At 69.7% G+C, this 23,879-nt stretch carries 9 protein-coding genes; 8 read left to right on the top strand and 1 reads right to left on the bottom strand.

Annotated elements, in window-relative coordinates:
- Positions 1–60 precede the first annotated feature (60 nt).
- From CLV46_RS14030 to tuf, 5 genes are all read left to right on the top strand, one after another.
- Positions 61–1,449, top strand: coding sequence for a Yip1 family protein (locus tag CLV46_RS14030; RefSeq protein WP_157802339.1), 1,389 nt, complete (start codon positions 61–63; stop codon positions 1,447–1,449).
- Between the two features lie 311 nt (positions 1,450–1,760).
- Positions 1,761–2,135, top strand: a complete 375-nt coding sequence (rpsL, locus tag CLV46_RS14025) for a 30S ribosomal protein S12 (protein WP_100365351.1) — start codon at positions 1,761–1,763, stop codon at positions 2,133–2,135.
- The gene (rpsG, locus tag CLV46_RS14020; RefSeq protein WP_100365350.1) at positions 2,135–2,605 is read left to right on the top strand and encodes a 30S ribosomal protein S7; all 471 of its coding nucleotides are present in this window, start codon (positions 2,135–2,137) and stop codon (positions 2,603–2,605) included. The genes rpsL and rpsG overlap by 1 nt, the downstream gene beginning before the upstream one ends.
- 85 nt (positions 2,606–2,690) lie before the next feature.
- The gene (fusA, locus tag CLV46_RS14015; protein WP_100365349.1) at positions 2,691–4,805 is read left to right on the top strand and encodes an elongation factor G; all 2,115 of its coding nucleotides are present in this window, start codon (positions 2,691–2,693) and stop codon (positions 4,803–4,805) included.
- A 147-nt stretch (positions 4,806–4,952) separates the two neighbouring features.
- Positions 4,953–6,146 carry an elongation factor Tu gene (gene tuf, locus CLV46_RS14010; protein WP_100365348.1) on the top strand — a complete coding sequence of 398 codons (1,194 nt, stop codon included), beginning with the start codon at positions 4,953–4,955 and terminating at the stop codon, positions 6,144–6,146.
- Between the two features lie 91 nt (positions 6,147–6,237).
- Here the strand turns inward: tuf and CLV46_RS14005 are convergent, their stop codons facing one another.
- Complete coding sequence (locus CLV46_RS14005) at positions 6,238–8,793, bottom strand: LuxR C-terminal-related transcriptional regulator (protein ID WP_157802338.1); 2,556 nt, start codon at positions 8,791–8,793, stop codon at positions 6,238–6,240.
- Between the two features lie 112 nt (positions 8,794–8,905).
- Here CLV46_RS14005 and CLV46_RS14000 point away from each other — a divergent pair, with 112 nt between their 5' ends.
- The 3 genes from CLV46_RS14000 (at position 8,906) to CLV46_RS13990 (ending at position 23,838) form a co-directional block, all read left to right on the top strand.
- Entirely contained in the window at positions 8,906–10,159 is a 1,254-nt protein-coding gene (locus CLV46_RS14000; protein WP_157802337.1) for an MFS transporter, read from the top strand.
- 234 nt (positions 10,160–10,393) lie between these two features.
- Positions 10,394–15,910, top strand: coding sequence for a DUF7507 domain-containing protein (locus tag CLV46_RS13995; RefSeq protein WP_100365345.1), 5,517 nt, complete (start codon positions 10,394–10,396; stop codon positions 15,908–15,910).
- Positions 15,911–16,167: 257 nt separating this feature from the next.
- Positions 16,168–23,838 (top strand): DUF7927 domain-containing protein, encoded by a 7,671-nt coding sequence (locus CLV46_RS13990; RefSeq protein ID WP_100365344.1) that lies wholly within the window; start codon positions 16,168–16,170, stop codon positions 23,836–23,838.
- Positions 23,839–23,879: the final 41 nt, after the last annotated feature.

Raw genomic sequence — 23,879 nt, 5'->3', positions numbered from 1 at the left:
CTCGGCCGGGCTTCAGTAGACTTCCAGCACAACCGGCCGGAAGACCGCGAGGAGGCGCCCATGAGCGACAGAATTCACCCCGACGCGGTGCCGGAGGATCGGCGCGACATCGACGGCGACGCCACGACGGCGGACGCTCAGGGCGGCGCGGAGAGCGACGCGCCCGTGGACGAGCGACGCGAGCCCGTCGGCGCCGAGCCCGTGAGCGTCGACGACGCCCGCGCCGCGGACGCGCCCGTCGACCACGTGCCCGCCCAGCCCGCCGAGCGCGGCGCGTTCGTCGAGCGCGAGGAGGGCGCCGACGAGACCTTCGTCGAGCGCGAGGAGGCGGTGCCCGTCGGCAACGCGCTCGACCCCGAGGCGCCCGGCGAGGAGCGGCCGTTCTCCGACCTGCCGCCCACGGCCGAACCCCCCGCCGGCCTCCCGCCGACCCAGCCCGCGAGCTACCAGCACGGTGCCGAGTCCGCTCAGACCGACGACACCACCGTCACGGTCGGCGGCGACGACCGCGCCGGAGCGCCGGAGCTCGTCGAGCCGCCGCAGCCCGAGCGTCCCGCGGAACCGACCGCGGTCGCGACGGCGTACACCGCGGACCGTCCCGTCGAAGACCCGACCGCGCCCGACGTGCCCGTCGAGGCGCGCGTCGACGCGGAGCCCGTCGCGCAGAAGCCCACGGAACCCGTCGTACCGACGACCGACCCCGGTGCGGCCGCCACGACCGCGGCGGCCGACACGACCGCGGCACCGACCCTGCCCGACGGTCGCACCGCCGACGAGCTCACCGCGCCGCAGGCGACCGCCGTGTACCCGGCCGCCGCCCCGGAGACCGCCCGCCACGACGTGCCGCCGGTCGCCGACCCGGATGCCGCCCACGCCCCGCAGCGCCAGGTGGTCTACGTCTCCGAACCGACCCCGCCGAAGCGCAAGGGCAACCGCGGCTTCGGCGTGCTGCTCGCGCTGCTGTCGACCCTGCTCTTCGCCGTGCTCTACGCCGCGCTGTCGGTGCTCATCCGTGGCACCGCGTTCGGCGACGTGAGCGTGCGGTTCCTCGCCCAGCCGGGCTTCTACATCCCGGTCGTGGTGTTCGCCATCGCCTTCGTGCTGCTCGTGCTGATCGTCAACCGCGGCGGATGGTGGGCCTACGTGGTCGGCAGCCTCTTCGTCGGGTTGCTCACCTACCTCGGCACGGTGGGCGTGCTGCTCGTGCTGCAGGGCGTCGTGCAGATGACCCCGGTCGAGGCCCAGCGCTTCCTCGTCGGCTACCTGACGAGCCCCATCGTGATCGTGGCCGGCCTCGTCGCCCGCGAGGTCTCGCTGTGGATCGGCGCCGCGATCGCCGCCCGCGGTCGCCGGGTGAAGGCCCGCAACGCGGAGGCGCGCGAGGACTTCGAGCGCGAACGCGAGCAGGTGCGCGTCGAACGTGAGCGGAACGGGTACCGTCCGGCGTGATCGCGCACCGGATGCATCGACGCCGCTCGGGGAATGCCCGGGCGGCGTCGGCGGATGACCTTCGTGTCGGGCTCCGGACCATTTGACCGGCCTGACCGCAGAGGCTAGTATTTCTGCGGTGTGCGCTTTGACGCGCGCCCGATTCCCGGCGAAGTCGGATCGGCCTCGATCCCCACCGCCGTGCCGACCAGCAGTACGAGAAGCATTGTGTACCGCCGGTAGGAACCAGACGAACCCGACACGCCCGCTTTGCGCGGCGAGGTCGGTAGTGCAGAAAAGACCGGCAGTACAACCCACAAGGAGCAAGTCCAGTGCCAACGATTCAGCAGTTGGTCCGAAAGGGACGCAGCGCCAAGGTCTCCAAGACCAAGGCCCCCGCCCTGAAGGCCAACCCCCAGCAGCGCGGCGTGTGCACCCGTGTGTACACCACGACCCCGAAGAAGCCGAACTCGGCTCTGCGCAAGGTCGCCCGCGTCAAGCTGTCGAACGGCACCGAGGTGACCGCCTACATCCCCGGTGAGGGCCACAACCTGCAGGAGCACTCGATGGTGCTCGTGCGCGGCGGTCGTGTGAAGGACCTCCCCGGTGTGCGCTACAAGATCATCCGCGGCGCTCTGGACACCCAGGCCGTGAAGAACCGCAAGCAGGCTCGCAGCCGCTACGGCGCGAAGATGGAGAAGAAGTAATGCCCCGCAAGGGTCCCGCCCCGAAGCGCCCCGTCGTCGCCGACCCGGTCTACAGCGCTCCGATCGTCAGCCAGCTCGTCAACAAGATCCTGCTCGACGGCAAGAAGGGTCTCGCCGAGCGCATCGTCTACGGCGCGCTCGAGGGCGTCGCGGCCAAGAACGGTCAGGATGCGGTCGTCACGCTGAAGAAGGCGCTCGACAACGTGCGCCCCACGCTCGAGGTCAAGAGCCGTCGCGTCGGTGGTTCGACCTACCAGGTGCCGGTCGAGGTCAAGCCGCACCGCGCGAACACGCTCGCGCTGCGTTGGCTCACCAGCTACGCCAAGGCCCGCCGCGAGAAGACCATGACCGAGCGCCTCACCAACGAGATCCTCGACGCGTCGAACGGCCTCGGTGCCGCGGTCAAGCGCCGCGAGGACACGCACAAGATGGCCGAGTCGAACAAGGCCTTCGCGCACTACCGCTGGTAACACGCACTCCCACTCCGCGCTCGAGCGGCGCCCTGTGCGCCGCTCGTTGCGCGTCCAGTGACAACTCCCGAAAGAAGGAACCCCCGTGGCACTCGACGTGCTCACCGACCTGAACAAGGTCCGCAACATCGGCATCATGGCTCACATCGATGCCGGCAAGACCACCACCACCGAGCGCATCCTGTTCTACACGGGCATCACCCACAAGATCGGTGAGGTGCACGACGGCGCCGCGACGATGGACTGGATGGCGCAGGAGCAGGAGCGCGGCATCACCATCACGTCGGCCGCCACGACGTGCTTCTGGAACAACCACCAGATCAACATCATCGACACCCCCGGTCACGTGGACTTCACGGTCGAGGTCGAGCGTTCGCTCCGCGTGCTCGACGGTGCCGTCGCCGTCTTCGACGGCAAGGAGGGCGTCGAACCCCAGTCCGAGACGGTCTGGCGTCAGGCCGACAAGTACGACGTGCCCCGCATCTGCTTCGTCAACAAGATGGACAAGCTCGGCGCGGACTTCTACTTCACCGTCGACACGATCATCAAGCGCCTCGGCGCGAAGCCCCTCGTGATGCAGCTCCCGATCGGTTCGGAGTCGAGCTTCGAGGGTGTCGTCGACCTGGTCGAGATGCGTGCGCTCACCTGGCGCGGCGACGCCAAGGGTGACGTCGCGATGGGTGCGAAGTACGAGATCGAGGAGATCCCGGCCGACCTCCAGGAGCGCGCCGAGGAGTACCGCCAGAAGCTGCTCGAGACCGTCGCCGAGACCGACGACGCGCTGCTCGAGAAGTTCTTCGGCGGCGAGGAGATCTCGTCCGACGAGATCAAGGCGGCCGTGCGCAAGCTCACCGTCAACAGCGAGATCTACCCGGTCTTCTGTGGCTCGGCGTTCAAGAACCGCGGCGTGCAGCCGATGCTCGACGCGGTCGTGGACTACCTCCCCAGCCCGCTGGACGTGCCTGCCGTGCAGGGTCACGACGTGCGCGACGAGGAGAAGGTCATCGAGCGTCACGCCGACGCGACCGAGCCGTTCTCGGCCCTCGCGTTCAAGATCGCGGTGCACCCGTTCTTCGGTCGACTCACCTACGTGCGCGTGTACTCGGGCACCATCGAGTCGGGCGCCCAGGTCATCAACTCGACCAAGGGCAAGAAGGAGCGCATCGGCAAGATCTTCCAGATGCACGCCAACAAGGAGAACCCGGTCGACAGCGTCACCGCGGGCCACATCTACGCGGTGATCGGCCTCAAGGACACCACGACCGGTGACACCCTCTCCGACCCGAACTCGCAGGTCATCCTCGAGTCGATGACCTTCCCGGAGCCCGTCATCGAGGTCGCCATCGAGCCGAAGACGAAGGCCGACCAGGAGAAGCTCGGCACGGCCATCCAGAAGCTCGCCGAAGAGGACCCGACGTTCCGCACCGAGCAGAACCAGGAGACCGGCCAGACCATCATCAAGGGCATGGGCGAGCTCCACCTCGACATCCTGGTCGACCGCATGAAGCGGGAGTTCAAGGTCGAGGCGAACGTCGGCAAGCCGCAGGTGGCGTACCGCGAGACCATCCGCAAGACGGTCGAGAAGTACGACTACACCCACAAGAAGCAGACCGGTGGTTCGGGTCAGTTCGCCAAGGTGCAGATCAAGCTCGAGCCGATGGAGGTCACGGCCGACACGGTTTACGAGTTCGTGAACTCGGTCACCGGTGGTCGCATCCCGCGCGAGTACATCCCCTCGGTCGACGCGGGCATCCAGGACGCGATGCAGGTGGGCGTGCTCGCCGGCTTCCCGACCGTGGGTGTGAAGGCGTCGCTGCTCGACGGCCAGTACCACGATGTGGACTCGTCGGAGATGGCGTTCAAGATCGCCGGTTCGATGGCGTACAAGGAGGCTGCCCGTAAGGCCAGCCCCGTGCTGCTCGAGCCGATCATGGCCGTCGAGGTGCGTACGCCCGAGGAGTACATGGGCGACGTCATCGGCGACCTGAACTCGCGTCGCGGTCAGATCCAGTCGATGGAGGATGCCACGGGCGTCAAGGTCGTGCGGGCGAACGTGCCGCTGTCCGAGATGTTCGGATACGTCGGTGACCTGCGGTCGAAGACCTCGGGGCGCGCCGTCTACTCGATGCAGTTCGAGACGTACGCCGAGGTTCCCAAGAACGTCGCGGACGAGATCGTGCAGAAGAGCAAGGGCGAGTGATCGCCCGGCGGACCGCCGCAAGCGGTCCGCCGCCCCACGGGGCAGGCTCCCTGTCTCGGAACGTAAGTAACATAGGTACACACAAACCCGCAGAGCATCCGGAATCCATCCGGATGCCTGCAGAACGAGTCCTGAGGAGGACCCACAGTGGCTAAGGCCAAGTTCGAGCGGACCAAGCCGCACGTCAACATCGGAACGATCGGTCACGTCGACCACGGCAAGACCACGCTCACCGCGGCGATCTCGAAGGTGCTCGCCGACAAGTACCCGTCGGCCACGAACGTGCAGCGCGACTTCGCGTCGATCGACTCGGCTCCCGAGGAGCGCCAGCGCGGCATCACGATCAACATCTCGCACGTCGAGTACGAGACGCCGAAGCGCCACTACGCGCACGTCGACGCCCCGGGTCACGCCGACTACATCAAGAACATGATCACCGGTGCCGCTCAGATGGACGGCGCGATCCTCGTGGTCGCGGCGACCGACGGCCCGATGGCTCAGACGCGTGAGCACGTGCTGCTCGCCAAGCAGGTCGGCGTGCCCTACCTGCTCGTCGCGCTCAACAAGTCGGACATGGTCGACGACGAGGAGATCCTGGAGCTCGTCGAGCTCGAGGTTCGCGAGCTGCTCTCGAGCCAGGACTTCGACGGCGACAACGCTCCCGTCGTGCGCGTCTCGGGCCTCAAGGCCCTCGAGGGTGACGAGAAGTGGACCCAGTCCATCGTCGAGCTCATGGAGGCCGTCGACGAGTCGATCCCGGACCCGGTGCGCGACAAGGACAAGCCGTTCCTGATGCCGATCGAGGACGTCTTCACGATCACCGGTCGTGGAACCGTCGTCACGGGCCGCGCCGAGCGTGGCACGCTGGCCATCAACTCGGACGTCGAGATCGTCGGCATCCGCCCGACCCAGAAGACCACCGTCACGGGTATCGAGATGTTCCACAAGCAGCTCGACGAGGCCTGGGCCGGCGAGAACTGTGGTCTGCTCCTCCGCGGCACCAAGCGCGAGGACGTGGAGCGCGGTCAGGTCGTCGTCAAGCCGGGTTCGGTCACGCCGCACACCCAGTTCGAGGGCACCGCGTACATCCTGTCCAAGGATGAGGGTGGGCGTCACAACCCGTTCTACGCGAACTACCGTCCGCAGTTCTACTTCCGCACCACCGACGTCACCGGCGTCATCACGCTGCCCGAGGGCACCGAGATGGTCATGCCCGGCGACACCACCGACATGACGGTCGAGCTCATCCAGCCGATCGCCATGGAGGAGGGCCTCGGCTTCGCCATCCGTGAGGGTGGCCGCACCGTGGGTGCCGGCAAGGTCACGAAGATCGTCAAGTAACACCCCGCTGATCGAGTAGGCGCCCAGCGCCGTATCGAGATCAACGAAGGGCCGCATCCCGAGAGGGGTGCGGCCCTTCGTCGTCGTGCAGTCAGTCCTCGCGGAGGAGTCCGGAAGCGGAGGCGACGGAGACGGCCTCCTCCCGGGTGGACACTCCGAGCTTGCGGTAGAGGCTGCGGAGCTGGGATTTCACGGTGTTGGGGGAGACGAAGAGGGTGTCGGCGATCTGGCGAACGCTCGCATCGCCGGTGAGCTGCTCGAGTACCGCGATCTCACGGGGCGTCAGGCGAGCCGCCGACGTCGACACGGATGCGAGGGGGATCAGGGCAGGAGTCTCCTCCAGCAGCGCGCGGAGCCGCCTGCTCGGGCCGGTCGGCAGGGAGACGGCGAGCGACTTGAGGCGCGCGCGGGGCACGAGCGCAAGCGGCACCCGCAGGTCGTGGGTCTCGAGCACGTCGAGCGCCTGCTCGAGGGCGAGGAGTGCCTCGCCGGCACGTCCCGACCGCTCGCGAGCGACCGCGCGCACGAGCAGCAGGCTCGCGAGCGTTCGGGGACTGGCGCCATCCGCTCCGACGAGCCGCTCGGTGAGGCTGATGGCGCGGGCATCGTCGCCGCGCGCGAGTGCGGTTCGGGCGGCCGCCAGCACCACCGTGACGCCGTCGCGGTGGTCGGCGTGCCCGAGAGCCCGTTCCGCTGCGCCGGACTCGCCACCCGCCAGCAGCAGATCCGCCTGTGTGGCGGCGAGCAGATCGCGCATCACCGCGCTCGTCTGAGACCGCCGCGACCGCTTCCGGATGCGGGCGGGAAGCGCCGCGGCAGCAGCCGCTGCACCGCCGTCGACGAGGGACGTCAGGGCGTCGACCGCTGTCATCAGCGGCCAATGTTCGATCGTGTGGTAGTGGCGTTCGAGTTGGGCGAGTTCCGCCCGGGCGGCCGTACCGTCGAAAGCCTCGATGTGGATGAGCGCGCGCGCGAGGTGGAATCCCGCGGCGGAGTACGTGCCCCGCCACCCGGGGATCCGGATGAGCGCTTCAACCTCGTCCGCATGTCGAGCTGCGAGCGGCAGCTCTCCGCGCAGAGCGGCGATGAGCGCCAGCAGGCTCCGCGCATGCAGATGCGCCCACTGCGAGTCGTTCTCGAGACGGAGTGCCTCGTCGAGGTGCGACACGGCGCCCACGAGGTCGCCGGCGTAGAGTCGCGTCGTGCCGAGATGCACGTGCAGGATCGGAAGGAAACCCTCGACTGCGTCCATCTCGAGCGGGGTGAGCGCCTCGACGAGGGTGGCGAGCCGCTGCGCGGTCGTCGCGGCGGCGGAATAGCGTCCGGAGATCCGCTCGGCTGCCAGGGCGGAGGCGTTGCGCCAGATGCGGTCCGGCGTCGAACCGTGCTCGCGCAGGGGTGCCAGACCGGTCAGCAGAACGGTTGCGATCCCGCGCATCCGGTCGGTCGCCCCGCTGTCGGCATTCAGCAGTTGGATGAGAACCGCCCCGAGCACCGGGTGTCGCAGCAGTTGGTCGAACGGAACGGCGCCCATGAGCTCGGACCACTCCGAGCGGTGCAGCACCATGATCCGCCGGAAATGGCGCTGGGAGAGGTGCGCCAGGAACGCCCAGTCGGTGAGAGCGACCGCCTGGCGGCCGGCGAGCACCGGATGGCCGGCGACGTCGGCCCAGCGGGCGTAGGCGCGACGCAGGGCCCGTTGCTCGGCGGGGTCGTGCGACTCGGATCGGGTCAGGAGTGCCGTGCGCACGAACGGCTGGAAACGGAACACCGCGCCCGAGGAGCTCTCGCTCCACGATCCGAGACCTTCGCGCTCCAGCTCCCGCAGCAGCGTTGTGGCGTCGGCATCCGGAGCGAGCGCCTGGGCGAGATCGAGCGTCAGCCACTCCGCCACGACGACGCGCGTGGCGAAAGCCAGAAGTGTCAGGTCGGCGAGTGAGGCAGGCATGGCCGGCTGTTCCGCCATGACCGTCTCTGCCACACGACCGACGGCATCCTCGAGGGATGTCTCCGGGCCGCGCCTGGCGAACTCCAGCTCGACGGCACGCGTCGCGAGCGGCCATCCTTCGAGGTGCTCGTACACGGCGTCCCGCAACTCGGCCGGCATGCGGATCCGGGCAGACAGGAGCGCTGCGCTTTCATCACGGGTGAACGCCAGTTCGTCTGCGCCGATGAGCATGGGCCCGATTCGAACGGCCGCTCCGCCGGATTCGAGCGGAGCGACCGCGCGACTGAGCAGCACGACGGACGACCGCGTGCTCCGCACGAGCCAGGCGATGTCGTCGTACACGCCGGAATCGGCGATGAACTGGCCGTCGTCGAGCACGATCGTCTGCGGTTCCGGCTCGAAGAGCTCCGCGAGCGCCGAATGCAGATGGAGCTCACTGCGCCCGTCGATCGCCGCGAGCGCATCTGCCGCGCGAACGCCGCCGACGGATCGGATGACGTGCTCCCACAGCGCGAACCGAGAGGCGGTGTCGTCGCGGAGGGAGACCCACACGCCGGCGCGATCGGCGTGTGCGGCCCAATCCGCCACGGCGAGCGTCTTGCCGCAGCCCGCCGGTCCGCGCACGATCACCAGCCCGTCGCGGACGCCCTCCTCGATGCGATCGACGAGGCGCCGGCGAGAGAGCTGCCATCCGGCCACGCGAGGTGCGAATCGAATCCGCCCTTGCACATCCCCCATCATTGTCAGGCGACTCTATCGAACGGCTTCCGGCGAGAGCGTGACTCGGTAGCCGGACCGTGCAAGGGGGATGATGACGGAGCCGACACCCGGCAGGGCCGTCATGCCGCGGCTCGCGATGGTGATGACCTCGCTCTATGTGGCGATCGGCGGGGTTGTGGCGGTGCTGTTGCCTGCCCAGATCGAACGCATCGACCCGCAGGGGAAGGTCGCCGCGCTCAGCGCCGCCACCTCCATCGCCTTCGCCGTGACCCTGTTCTCGCAGCCTCTGCTCGGGGCGGCAAGCGACCGTGCCCGCCGTCGGCTCGGCAGTCGCGCGGGGTGGATGCTCGCAAGCGCGCTCGTGGGGTCGGTAGCCGTCGCCCTCATGGGATGGACGGGCACGATCGTCGCCGTGTGCGTGGTGTGGGCCGCGGCGCAGTTCGCACTCAATGGTGTCGACATCACAGCTTCCGCTGCGGTCGTCGACGAGTTCCCGCGCGGTCGCCGCGGCCGGCCGAGCGGTGCGCTCGCGGCAAGCGTCGCGGTCGGCACGGCGATCGGAGCCGTCATCGCGGGATCGCTCGCGAGCAGGGTCGAGCTCGGTTTCGCGCTGGTCGCCGCGATCGCGCTCGTCGGTGCCGTGGCCTTCGTTGGCGTGCGGAGACCGGCTCGATCGGCGCCACGACGGGGTACCCTCCGGCGTCCCGTCGAGTCGGTCGACAGCGACTCTCGAGGTGGCCGCGAGGCTGGTGGCCGCGGCGTGCGTCGATCGCCGGGCGGCGACTTCGCGTGGGCCCTCGGGGCCCGTTTCGCGTTCACCTTCGGACAACAGGCAGTGAGCACCTATCTGCTCTACATCCTCGACGACCATGTGCGGGTGCCGGAGGGGGAGGCGCCGCTGTACGTCGGCGCGCTCACGGCCACCGGCCTCGTCGGGCTCATCGTCACAGCCGCGATCTCCGGATGGTGGAGTGACCGAAGCGGGCGGCGCCGGGTGCTGCTCGTCGTCAGCAGCGTGATCTTCGCCGCGGCCCTCCTGCTGCCGATCGTCGCTCCGGTGCTGCCCGTCATGTTCGCGTATGCGTTCCTGCAGGGTGTTGCACTCGGAATGCACCTGGCTGTCGCCGGTGCCTTGATCAGCGAAGTGCTTCCCGGCGGCGACCGTCGACCCGGGCGCGACCTGGGGCTGGCCAACACCGCCATCAACGGCGCACAAGCGCTCGCGCCGCTCGCGGCGGGTGGAATCGTCGTGGTGAGCGGCGGATATCAGGCGCTGTTCGCATCCGCGATCCTCGCCGCACTCCTGTCTGCGGCGCTCGCTTGGCGCGTGCGGTCGATCGGGTGAACCGGGTGAAACACAGGGTGAAATCCGGGACCCTCATCCGACGGGGCGGTCGGCACACCTGAGAGTGAAAGCGCGTCGCGAGTGCAGCTCGACCGACGCCGGGGGGGAAAGCCGGATGTATGCCGGGTCGCGAGGGGTCGCGTCCGGCCACCGGCTCGAGCCCCATGTCGAGGCACGAGGGGAAACATCGCCATGGGACACACAGCACGAACAGGAACGCGACGACGCGGTCGAATGGGATTGGCGATCGCGACGGTCATCGCCACCGCTGCACTCACTCTGGCCGGGGGTCTTCCCGCGCAAGCGGTCGGTCCCGCTGAGTTGTCGATCGAGATCACGCCGGTCAACCCGACCACAGGCGAGGTCATCACCGAGACGGCGTTCAACCAGCACAACGACCGGCTCGCCTACCGCATCGGATATTCGTGTTCCGTCGCCGAGTGCACCGACGCCGTCGTCACGCTGCCCGCGGTTGCGACCGACCCCACCTACGGTCAGTTCCGCCTGCACCACTACGAGACGTGGACGCCGCCGGCCGGTGGTGGCGCGACCATCACCAACAGCGAGACCGCTGGCATCACCGTGAACCTCGGCACTCTGCCCGCGGGCACGTCGGCAACATTCCAGGTGCAGTACATCCGGTACACCGGTGGAAGCGCCCCGAACCCGCTGGAGGCGGCGTACTTCCCGCCCGGGTATCAGATCGAGCGGTCCGCCACCATCTCGTCGCCCAACGCGACCGCGGATGCGACGGCCGTAGCGTCGCCCGTGACCTGGAACATCCAGATCCCCACGCCGGCCATCGGCAAGGTGGGTCTCACGGCCACGACGCGGCCCGACACCGACTACACCTACCGGATCGCGATGTCGGACGGGTGCTTCGTCAACCAGGGCGCTGCGCGCTGGCTCGCTACAGGTCCCTATCTCTGCGCCGAGAACTTCACCGTCGTCGACACCCTGCCCGACCAGGCGGAGTTCGTCTCCGCGACCGGGGGCGGCGTCTACGATCCTGAGACGCACACGGTCACGTGGACGGGTTCCGGTCCCCGTGCCGCCGGCGGCTGGGGCGTCGCGCTCTACACCGGCTGGTCGACGGGCAACGGCTACGCCAACCGCTTCGTCACCGTGCGTTTCCCCGCCGACGCCTTCCCCGAGGCCGCCGGTGGAGCCGACTTCATCGCCCCGGTGACGAACGACATCGAAGCGACCGTCACCTACCTCGATGACGCCCAGACCACGAAGACGGTTACGGCGTCGTCGGAGAACCAGGTCATCCGCGCCGCTCCGTTCGGGCGAGCAAACCAGACGAAGGACACCACGAGCGACCAGATCATCGGTGGTCAGCGTTTCGTCAACGTGCCGCCCGACACGACGGGCCTGGTGTGCCCCGAATCCGGTCGCGACGACTGGGGTACCACCTGCACGCCGGGGGGAGCGGTGGCGACCTACCCGACCCAGCTCGAGTACTGGCAGGTCGACACCTACAACCGCGGCAACGTTCCCGGTGTGGCGGTCATCACCGACGACGACCTCGGCGACTCGGCACTCCGCGTCTACCAGATCAACACCAGCGCCGCCGCCACGATCGCCGTGACCCTCTCGGACGGCACCCCTGCGAGGGCGACGGGTACCCAGTACGTGGCACCGGCCGGCCTGCGCATCATCGCCGCCACGGTGACATCCGGGCCGATCGCCGGCCCGAACCTCCTTCCCAGCCAGAACGCGGGAACGCTGTTCCGCACGCTCTACCGGTACGAGGTCCCTGTGGGGGCTCCGACAGACGTCGCGTGGACGAACACGGCGACGGCGACCATGAGCTACCCGGAGTACCCGGAGATCGCCGACATACCGATGGAAGCGACCGCCACGGCCAACTTCCGCGACTGGCCCACGGTGACGGTGCCGGTGACGCCTCCCACCTTCGGTGCCGGCTTCGCCAGCGCTCCAGTGGTCGAGGGCGGTGGCCAGGTCGTGCCCGGTGGTCGTGTGACGTTCGGGGTGCGCGGCGGGACGGCGAACATCCCGGCCGACCGCGACGTCTCGCCGCAGTACGTCTTCATCGCCCCCGTGGGGTGGGCGGTCGTGCCCAACTCGGCGTCGTTCCCGGCCGGCTCCGTGCCGCCCGGTGTCGCCTACACCTATAAGGACGTGACGATCGCCGGCGTCACCCGCCAAGCCGTCATCGCCTCGTGGCCGACGGGCACGACATTCGGCAAGAACGTCACCTGGCCGACGATGAACGTCGTGGCCAGCCCGACGTCCGCAGTGGCCGCTGGCACCAACAGCGTCGCCACGGCATGGGCGGGGGACTCGCGCAACGCCTACGAACCGGACACCACCACCTGGAACGTCAAGGTCGTCGACACGACCGACGTCGACGGCGACGGCAACTCGACCGAGGCGTTCGCCGCGGGCAACAGTGCTGCCGTCCTCGTGAGCGGGACCTCGCGGCTCGACACCGTCAAGGAGATCTGCGTCCTCGATGAGGACGGTGCCTGCGAGTGGGTCTCGAACCCCGACATCGTCGCGGGCGTCGACCCCGACGCGACCGACATCACCTACCGCATCACGTTCAGCAACGGCAGCAACCAGACGCTGTCGAACGTGGTCGGCTACGACGTGCTGCCCTACGTGGGGGACCCGCGCGGGAGCACCTTCGGCGAGACGCTGAACGAGGTTACCTCGGTGTCGCCGAACCTGGAGCTCAGCTACTCCGCGTCGACGAACCCCTGCCGTCCGGAGGTCCTGTCGACCAACCCGGGATGTGAGACGGGCTGGACCGGTTCGGCGGATGGCGCGCGTTCCATCCGCGCTGCTCTCACCGGCACGCTCGCCCCCGGTGCTTCGGCGAGCTTCACCTTCACCGCCAGTGTCGTGCCGGGCGCGGCGGCGGACGCCGTGGCGTGCAACTCGGTCGCGAGCGACAGTGCGAGCACGCTCCCGGCCGAGCCGCGGCCGGTCTGCGCCACCACACAGGAGGCCGACCTCGCGGTCACGGTGCCGAGCCGCCTGCCCCTGCAGGCCGAGCGCCCAGGTGTGGTGCCGTTCACGGTGGCCAATCTCGGGCCGTCGGCGAACGCGCCCGCCACCGTCGAGATCGACGTTCCCGCGGGCATCCGCATCACGAGCCTCGACCCCGACGGTTGGGTCTGCGCCGCTGATGAGGTCGAGCCTGACGGCTCGGTGCTCGGGCCGGTGACGCTCTCGTGCGAGCCGGTGACGGCGGAGGGCACGGCGCGCATGCTCGCGATCGACGAGCCCAACGCGCTCGACCTGCCCGCGGTGATCCCGAGCGACGAGCTCGTCGGCGAGGGCGCGTGCTTCGCAGCCGCCGTGTCGGGTCTCATGTCCGACCCGGTCGAGGAGAACGACACCGCCGAGGCATGCTTCGACGTGGTGCAGGGTGACACGCTCGTCGGGCTCACGAAGGATGACGGACTCGGCAGCGTCGCGATGGGTGAGGAGTTCACCTACACGATCGACGTGGCGAACCTGCTCGTCGGCGAAGGGCTCAGCGACATCGTCATCACCGACGAGCTGCCGCCGACCCTCGCGTTCGTCTCCGCCAGTGCCGGAGGCTCCATCGAGGGTCAGGGTGATGCGGATGCCGATGGCCTCCGCGCCGGTGGCACGGTCACCTGGAACCTCGCTTCGCTCGCCGCCTCCGGTCAGCCGGATGCCGACGGTGACGTCGCCGCGGGGGCCGCCGGCTCCACGCAGCAGCTGACCGTGACGGTGCGCGTCGTACAGGCGGCGGAAGCCGTCGGCGAGATCGCCAACACGGCGACGGTGACGACGATCGACCCGGCCCTTCCCGAAGTCGTCCTCACGGCGACCGACGACGACGTGGACGAGCTGATCCGCACCGCTGGTCTCACGCTCGTGAAGACGGCGGACCCGGTTACGGTCGACTCGGTCGGGGACGTGATCACGTACTCCTTCCTCGCGACGAACTCGGGCGACGTGACCCTCAGCGCGGTCGGCGTCACCGAGACGGCATTCACGGGCACAGGCATCGCTCCGGCGGTCACCTGTCCGAGCGAGGCGGCCACGCTCGCGCCCGCTGCGAGCGTGACGTGCACGGCGACCTACACGGTGACGCAGGCGGACCTCGACGCAGGAATCGTGACGAACACCGCGACCGCCGCCGCTACCGCTCCCGCCGGTGTCGAAGGGCCCGTGTCGAACGCTTCGACCGCGACGGTCACGGCGCAGGCGCTTCCGGCGCTCACGCTCGTGAAGTCGGCGGGCGACGCGGTGATCGACTCGGCTGGTGACACGGTGTCGTACTTGTTCCTCGTGACCAACACCGGCAACGTCACGCTGTCGGATGTCGCGATCGACGAGACGGCGTTCACCGGTACCGGTGCTGACGTGGTGGCCGAATGCGCCGACGGGGTACTCGCACCCGGCGCGTCCGTGATCTGCACCGCGTCGTACGAGGTGACGCAGCCCGACGTCAACGCGGGACGGATCGACAACACGGCCGTCGCCGTCGCGACGACGCCGACGGATGCGCCGGTGTCGAGCGAGGCCTCGAGCGCGTCCCTCGTGATCGGTGCGGCGCCAGCGCTGTCGGTGGTGAAGTCGGCGACGCCGACGGACCTCGTGGTCGATCAGGAGGTCACCTACTCCTTCGTCGTGACCAACACCGGCAACGTGACGCTGGACGACGTCGCGATCGACGAGGTCGAGTTCACCGGTTCCGGCGCGCTGTCGGATGTGGTGTGTGCCGCCGGCGCGGGCGCGCTCGACCCCGGTGACCAGGTGATCTGCTCGGCGACGTACACGATCACGCAGGCCGATGTGGATGCGGGCACGCTGTCGAACACAGCGACGGCGACCGCCGTCGCGCCCGGCGGTCCGCTCACGTCGGAGCCGTCGAGTGTGCAGTTGCCGTTCGTGCAGGAGCCGGGTGTCTCGGTGGTGAAGTCGGCGGACGTCGACGGGTACGCCGCGGCGGGGGATGCGGTCGAGTACCGGTTCCGGGTGACCAACACCGGCAACGTGTCGCTCGCGGATGCGGAGGTGATCGAGCAGGACTTCTCCGGCACCGGTGACCTCTCCGCCGTGGATTGCGCGACCGGTTCGCTGCTGCCGGGTCAGTTCGTGGACTGCACCGCCGACTACGAGGTGACCCAGGCCGACGTGGATGCGGGTGAGCTGACCAACAGCGCGACCGCGACCGGTGTCGCGCCGGGGTCGGCCGACCCGATCGAGTCGGAGCTGTCAGAGCTCGTGCTGCCGTTCACGGGTGAGCTCGCGCTGACCCTGACGAAGGCCGGCACGCCGGTCGATGTCGACGGAGACGGCCGCACCACAGCGGCGGACCGCATCCAGTGGAGCTTCACGGTGACCAACCCCTCCGCCGCGACGCTGAGCGACGTGACGGTGGTGGACCCGATGGCCGGCGAGATCGTGTGCGACGCGACCGTGCTCGCCCCGGGCGACTCGGTGGACTGCGCGGCGGTGGAGGAGTACCAGATCACCGCCCAGCAGGCCGCCGCCGGTCAGGTGCTGAATGTCGCCTCGGCCTTCGCGGTCGGCGTCGGCAATGTCGAGGTCGCGGCCGCCGAGGCGGAGGCCGTGGTCGAGGTCGTCACCGTTCCGCCGGCCGCAGCGGGCCCCGGCACCGGCGGGCTCGTCTCGACGGGCGTCGAGGTGCGACTGACCCTGCTGCTGGGGCTCCTGGCCCTGCTCGCCGGTATCGGCCTGTACGTCGCACAGCGGCGTCGGACGCGACAGGCCTGATCGCACGATGTGATCGACGGATGCCCGGGCTCGCGAGTCCGGGCATCCGTCCGCTCCCGGGACCGAGCGGCCCGTCGGCGAACGCGCGCGACCCCAGTTCGGGGGGCAAGGCGTTTCCGCGACCCGCGCGTTCGCTACGTTGATCTCGCGACGACCGCAACTGGGGAGCCGGTCGTCGCAATCGAGCAATGAGGCGACCGGGGGTTCTCGTCATGCAGCGACGATCGGTGGGGCGACGCTCCGCAGCGGCACGAAGAATGGGCACGGCCGCGCGCCGACTGCTGCCACCGGCGCTCGCGCTGGCGCTGGCGATCGGGGTGCTGCCCGCGTCGCCGGCCGCCGCGGCCGGTGACGGGGTGCTGTCGGTGTCGATCGAGCCGATCGACTACGTCACGGGGCAACCGATCACCGAGGCGTCCTGGAACCAGCCCAACGTCGGCTACCGCGTGAACTTCGTGTGCTCCGTCGCGGCGTGCGAGAACACCGTGGTGCAGTTCAACCCGGCGCAGGTGAACCCGTGGGGCATCACGTCGACTGTGCCCCTCAGACTGCTCACCTTCTCGACGTGGACGGCGCCGCCCACGGGCGGCACGGTGACGGGTGACGACGCGAACGGTCGCACGGTCAACCTCGGCACGCTGCCGGCGGGCACATCCGGATCCTTCTCGATCTCGTACAGCACCACGCCGGCGAGGAACGCCAACGCGGCGCCCGGGCAGATCTTCCCGGACGGGTTCCAGATCGCGAACGGCGTCACGATCAGCTCATCGACGGCGGTCGCTCCGGCGCAGGCCGACGCCGCGCCGGTCACCTGGCGGATCTCGACCGTTCCCGCCCCCTCGATCGTCATCACGAACCCCGGCCCCATCAAGCCCGACGTCAACATCAGCCACCAGGTGAGGATGAGCACCGGCTCGTTCGTGCGCACCGGGGGCAACATCGTGGGACGGTCGAACGTCTTCGCGGCAGGCAACTACACCGTGACCATGCAGGTCCCGGAGGAGGCCACGTTCGTCTCCGCCGACCGCGGTGGTGTGTGGGATCCGGTAGCGAGGACCGTCACCTGGAGCGAGGGCACCGTCGACGCGCCGACCTACTGCGCCGCCGGCGGGTGGGGCGCGACGGCCGCCCCGCAGAACAACTGGAACCAGAACGCCCCCTGCTACACCCCGCGCAACGTCGTGCTGAACTACCCGGCCAGTGCCTTCACGAGCGACCCCAGCGGCTGCAACTTCGACGAGACGGTGACGCCGTCCGTCGCGGTGACCGCGACCTACCTCGATGCGCTCCGCACCACGAAAACCGCGGACGCCTCGGCCGCGTACCCGGTGACCTGCTACGAACCGTTCGGACGACTGAACGCGGGCAAGGACAGCACCGCGGACGCGACGGCCGCCGACCGCACCACACGTCTGGTCAACGTGCCGCCCGACGTCTCGGGCGAGACCTGTCCGTCGAGCGGGCGCGACGACTGGAACCGGGTGTGCACGCCCGGCCAGCCGCTGGCGGCGTTCGCCGACAACGCGAAGAGCTGGGTCGTCACCGGATACAACGCCGGGAACGCGCCCGGCAACATCACCATCGCCGACTCGACTCTCGACCTGCCCGGAGCTCCCGTGCACGCGATCCGGGCGAGCGCGACCACCCCGGTTCCGACGATCGACTGGACCTATCGGTGCGGGTCATCCGCCCCGGTGAGCGGGACGACGACGGCGACCACGGTCTCCCTGACCGCTGGGCAGCGGTCGAGCGGATGCCGTTACACCGCGGCGACGGTCACCAGCGGGTCCGTGGCGGGAGGGAACCTTCGACCCGCCGACACCGCGACCGGCACGGCCTGGCAGGTGGTGTTCGACTACAGCGTGACGACCGGTGCGCCGCTCGGGGTGCGCACCAACACCGCGACGGTGTCGATCTCCTACCCCGACACGTCGATCGTGACCCCGTCCCAGACGGTCTCGCGCAACGTGCAGCTGCGCGAGTACCCGAAGGTGGCGGCCGCGAGGCCGACGTTCGCCGCGGCGTTCCCCGTCGCGGCGGTCGTCGCGGGCGGCGGCACGGCGGTACCGGGCCGCGACGTCACCTTCACCGTCCGCGGATCGACCGCGAACATCGCGAACGATCAGGACATCACGCCGCAGTACGTCTTCATCGCCCCGGTCGGCTGGACGATCGTTCCGGGCAGCGCCACCTTCGGCACCCAGACCGTCAGTCCGGGATACCAGATCTCCCCGCCGCGCGCCGTCACCATCGGCGGAGCGCAGCGCGAGGCGGTCGTCGTGACCTGGCCCGACACCACCGTGTTCGGCGAGAACGCCGTCTGGCCCGATCTCAGCGTGACCGCTCGCCCGACCTTCGCCGTGACCGCAGGTACGAGTAGCCAGGCGACCGCCTGGATGGGCGACTCCCGGCACAGCTTCGACTCCACGACGGGCACGTTCAACGGCGGCGTTCAGGATGCGCCGGACGTCGACCAGGACGGTTCGACCAGCGAGTGGTTCGCCTCGGCGACCCAGGCCGTCTCCGTCGGCTCGTCGTCGGCGGCCACGGTGCTGAAGGAGATCTGCCTGCCGGATGGGGCGGGCGGATGCAACTGGGTCGGTGACAGTTCGAAACCGGTGCCGGTCTCGACGACGGCCACCGACATCCGCTATCGCGTCACGATCCTCAACGGGGGCAACACGCAGCTCAACGGCGTCGTGGCCTACGACGTGCTCCCGTACGTCGGCGACGTCGGCACCTCCGATGCGACCTCGTCGACGCCGCGCGGGTCGACCTTCGCCGAGACGCTCGCTTCCGCCTCGAACATCTCGAGCGGCCTGACGCTCAGCTACTCGTCGTCGACCAGCCCGCCCAGGCCCGAGGTGTTCAGCGGCAGCACGACCGGCTCGTGGGGGAGCACGGCGTCGGGCATGCGAGCGATCCGTGCGCAGTACGCGGGCAACCTGGCACCGGGCGCTTCGGTGCGCTTCGAGTACACGGCGACCGTCAACCCCGGTTCGAGCGCCGACGCCCGCGCGTGCAACTCCGTCGCGATCGACACCGCGCAGACCCTGCCGTCCGAGCCGCCCGCCGTCTGTGCGGTGACGGCGGAGGCCGATCTCGAGATCCAGGTCCCCGATCGACTGCCGCTGCAGGAGGGCCGCAATGGCGTCCTCCCGTACACCGTGATCAACCACGGCGGTTCGCAGAACGCGCCGGCCACCGCGGTGCTCGACATCCCGGCGGGCATCCAGGTGCGCTCGCTGTCGCCGCAGGGATGGGCGTGCACGGCGTCGCCGAGCGGCAGCCTCCCCCTCGACGGACCCGTGCGCGTCAGCTGTGTACCCGTCGCGCCGGACGGCACGACCACCACCTTGGCCATCGGGGCGTCGCGCACTCTCGCCCTCGCCGTGAAGCCGCTGTCGGCCGACGGGCCCGTGTGCGTCCCCGGTGAGGTCGCCGGCGCGATGTACGACCCGCGTCCGGCCAACAACACCAGCGAGGGATGCCTCGCCGTCGTGCCGTTCGACTCGGCACTCGAACTGAGCAAGACCGACGGCCGGGACGTCGTCACTCCCGGTGACACGGTGACCTACGAGATCACGGCGACGAACGGCCTCGTCGGCGAGACGGTCGCCGGGGCCGTCCTCACCGACACCCTGCCGGATGATGTCGTCTTCGTCAGCGCGACGGACGGCGGAGTGCACACCGGCGCGGCTCCGGACGGGACGGGAGGCACCGTCACCTGGCCGGCACTCGACCTCGCCGCTGCGGCGACGCCGAACTCCGGTGGAACCGGTGGCTCCGCAGCTCCGGGCAGTTCCGCTGTGCGTGCCGTGACGGTGACCATCGCGGCGGACGCACGCGGCCAGGTCGAGAACACCGCCGCAGTGACCGCGACGGATCCCGCGGACTCGAGTGCCACCGTCCGCGACGAGGCCGCCGACGTCGACGAGTTGCAGCGGCTCACGGTCACCAAGTCGAGCGACGCGGCCCCCGCCGGTGTGCGTCAGGGCGATGCGGTGGCGTACACGGTGACGCTCACCAACGACGGCACGGTGGACTATGCGACCGACGAGGCGGCCCTCGTCGATGACCTCGGCGAGGTTCTCGACGATGCCGCATTCGCGACCGATTCCGCCGAGATTCGGATCGACGGCGGCTCCCCGCGAACCGTCGCCGATCCGGATGCCGGGGGTCTGCTGCGGTGGACGGGCGCGCTCGACGTGGGCTCGCAGCTCGTGCTGACCTACCGGGTGAACGTCGGCGACGCCACCGGCGGCGACCGCGTCCTGACGAACACCGTCTTCGTCGGCGACTCCGCATCCGTGTGCACCGACGGCGTGGATGACGACGGCGACTCGTGCGCGAGCGTGACAGCGACGTTCGCGCCGACACTGCTCAAGCGGGTGGCGTCGCTGACGCAGAACGACGACGGCACGTGGACCACCGTGTACGACCTCGTGGTGACGAACCTCGACCCGACGGCACCGACGACGTACAGCCTGGCCGACGCGCTCGCCTTCGGTGCGGGCATCGAGGTGCTCGACGCGTCCGTGACCTCCGCGCCCGAGGGGGTCGTCCTGACGTCGCCCGCGTGGGCGGGATCCGGAGCCGTCGCTCAGGCGGTCACCCTCCCCGCCGATGGCCAGCACACGTACCAGGTGACCGTGATCGCCGACGCCGGGGCCACCCTCGGCACAGCGGCCGCCACCTGCGTCGCGGGGGTCACCTCCGGCTTCGCGAATCGTGCGACGCTGTCGCTCGCCGACGGTCGCAGCTTCCACGAAGAGGCGTGCGCCGCGCCGGCGGCCCCGGCCGTCGACAAGACGGCCGGTGCGGTCTCGCAGTTGCCCGACGGCTCCTGGCAGGTGACCTACACGGTCACCGTATCGAACACGAACCCGGCGCCGGCGACTCTCGCCTACACCCTCGACGACCTGTTGACCGTGCCGACCGGCATCGCCGTCGAGTCGGTCCACACCGCGGGGCCCGCGGATGCGGCGCTCAACCCCGCCTTCGGAACCGGCGACACGGCGCTCCTCACGGCGCCGGACCGGATCCCGGCCGGAACGGTCGCTGATCCCGCGATCCGGGTGTTCTCCGTCACCGTCGTGTTCGACGCCCGCGCCGGCGCCGCCCCCGCGTCCGGGCTCGCGTGCCCGCCCGCGGGTGACGGCGGCTATGCGAACCGGGTGACACTGCTCTCCGGCTCGAGTGACACGGTGATCGACACCGCGTCGGCGTGCGCGACCGCGCTCACCCAGCCGGTGCCCGACATCCGCAAGAGCGTGGCCTCGTCGTCGATCTCCGGAGCCGGCGACTGGACGCTCGTCTACACGATCGACGTCTCCAACCCGAGCCCGACCCACTCCACGCGGTACAGCCTCGAGGATGAGCTCGGCTTCGCCGAGGGCGTGACGGTGCTCGACGCGGTGATGACCTCGTCGGACGGGCCCACGAGCGAGTGGGACGGCCGGTCGACGACCGTCGTGACGACGGATCACCTGCTGGCGGCGGGGACGACCCACCGCTACACGGCCACGGTCACGGCCGACCCGGGCGATTTCGACGTCGAGAGCGCGGCGGCGGACTGCCGGATCGACGGGGGAGAGTCGGGGACCGGATATCGCAACCTCGCGACGCTCACCTCCGGCGATGTCACGCGAACGGCTGATGCCTGCGAGCCGATCAACGACCCGAGCGTGGTCAAGACGACGGTCGGTGCTCCCACGCAGGATGCGTCGACCGGGACCTGGACCATGCGGTACGACATCACGGTGCGGAACCGCTCGACCACGACGACGGGTTCGATCCCCTACGAGCTGACCGACACCCTCGGCTTCCCGGAGGAGGTCGCCATCGTCGACGTGGCGGTGAGCGGTCCCGCAGGAGCCTCGATCAACCCCGATTTCGACGGAGTCGACTCCCTCGAACTCGCGAGCGGGTCCATCGGTCAGGCGATCGACGCGAACACGCCGACGACCCACACCTACCGGGTGACGGTGCGGTTCGACGTGCCGTCGGGCACGCTGGATGCCGCCCGGTGCGACCCGGCCCAGGGCGGAGGCGGGCTGCGCAATGAGGCCGAGATCCGCGTGGGTGCTCGGGTGTCCGGTGCGGTGGCGTGTGCGGATGTGCCAGACGTGCCGGTGCCGGGGCTGACGAAGTCGGTGCTCTCCCAGGATCAGCAGGCCGATGGCACGTGGGAGGTGCTGTACCGCGTCACGGTGGCGAACCCCTCCGCGACCTCGGCGAGCACCTACACGTTGGATGACGAGTTCGCCCTGGGTGAGGGGATCGTGCTCGACGAGGCGCCGCAGGTCGTCGCGCTCCCGGCGGGTGTGACGGCGGAGCCGGATTGGAACGGTGCTGACGCGACCACGATCTCGGAGGACATCCTTCTGCCGGCTGCGGGGTCGCACACCTACACGGTGCGCGCGATCATCGACTCGGGATCCGTGACCGGGAACGACCCGGCGGGCGACTGCACGGTCGACGCCGGCGAGACCGGCACCGGCTTCCTCAACACCGCGTCGCTCAGCACGGGGATCGCAACCGTCGACAGCTCCGCGTGCGCGACCGCGTGGGATCCGGGTGTGACGAAGGAGCTGAACGGTGTGCCGACGCAGCAGCCGGATCGGTCGTGGTTGCTGTCGTACACGATGACGGTATCCAACCCGTCGACGGTGGGCCTCTCCTATGGTCTGAGGGATGAGTTGGACTTCCCGGCGGACGCCGAGGTGACGATCGTGTCCGCGGCGTCGCGTGCGGGTGGTCCGGCGGTGGAAGCGGATTGGGATGGCCAGACTCAGCTGCAGCTCGTGGCTGACGGCACTCCGCTCGCGCCGAGTACCCTCCACGTGTTCGATGTGACGGTGCGGGCTGTGCTTCCGGAGGACCAGGGCACCGAGCCGGGTGGTTGGGGTAACACCGCCACCGTCGTCTCCGGTGTCGACGGTGTCCTCACGACCGACGCGGTCTCCACTGCCGACGTCGAGGTGCCCGAGCTCGTGGTGACCAAGGCGGTGACCACCGAGGATCCGGTGCTGCGCATCGGCGATGAGGCGGTGTACGAGATCACGATCGAGAACACCGGTGATGGCGACTACACCGCCCTCTACCCGGCCGTGGTGTGGGACGACCTGACGGACGTTCTCGACGAGACCGAGCTGGTGGCCGCTCCGACGGCGACCCCCGAGGTCGGCACGATCACCTCGCACGGCGACCGGTTCGACTGGACGGGCGCGCTCCTGGCGGGCGAGACCGTCACGGTCAGCTACACGGTCGAGGTGACGGGTGGCGGAAACGCGCTGTTGCGGAACGTCGCGTTCCAAGCTCAGCCACTGGACGTGGAGCCCGAGACGCCCGTCGTCGAGGATTGCGAGACGAGCACCGTGTGTGCCGTGACCGCATCCGCTCTGCCGGCGTTGTCGGTGGAGAAGACGGCGAGTGGGTCGAGTGTCGCGCAGGGTGGCAGCGTGCAGTACACGATCGTGGTGACGAACACCGGAGCCGTGGACCTGCCGGCGGATGACCCCGCGGCGATGACGGATGACCTCTCCGATGTACTGGATGACGCGACCCTCGCGGGTGTGCCGACCTCGGACACCGGTGAAGTCGTGATGGATGGCACGACGCTGACCTGGTCGGGCGCACTCGACTCCGGCGATGTGGCGACGATCACCTACGCGGTGAACGTGCGCGCCAACGCCGCGGACGGTGCCGACCTGGTCAACGTGGCCGCGGTCGACGGGTCGCTGGTGTCGCTGACGGTGGACGGGGTGCCCGCACCGCGGACCTCCACCACCAACACGGTCGTCAACGCCCTCGCCGCGACCGGTGCCGTGATCACCACGACCGTGCTGGTCGGCATCGCGTTGTTGCTGCTGGGTCTGCTGACGGTGCTGTACATCCAGCGTCGCCGCCGACTCGGCGCCGAGTAACCCGAACGGACACGAAGGGCCGTACCCCGATGGGGTGCGGC

The organism is Diaminobutyricimonas aerilata, assembly GCF_002797715.1.
GTDB classification, from domain to species: Bacteria; Actinomycetota; Actinomycetes; order Actinomycetales; family Microbacteriaceae; genus Diaminobutyricimonas; species Diaminobutyricimonas aerilata.
Note: the sequence above shows the minus strand (reverse complement) of the source record. Positions and strands in the feature narration are given on the sequence as shown.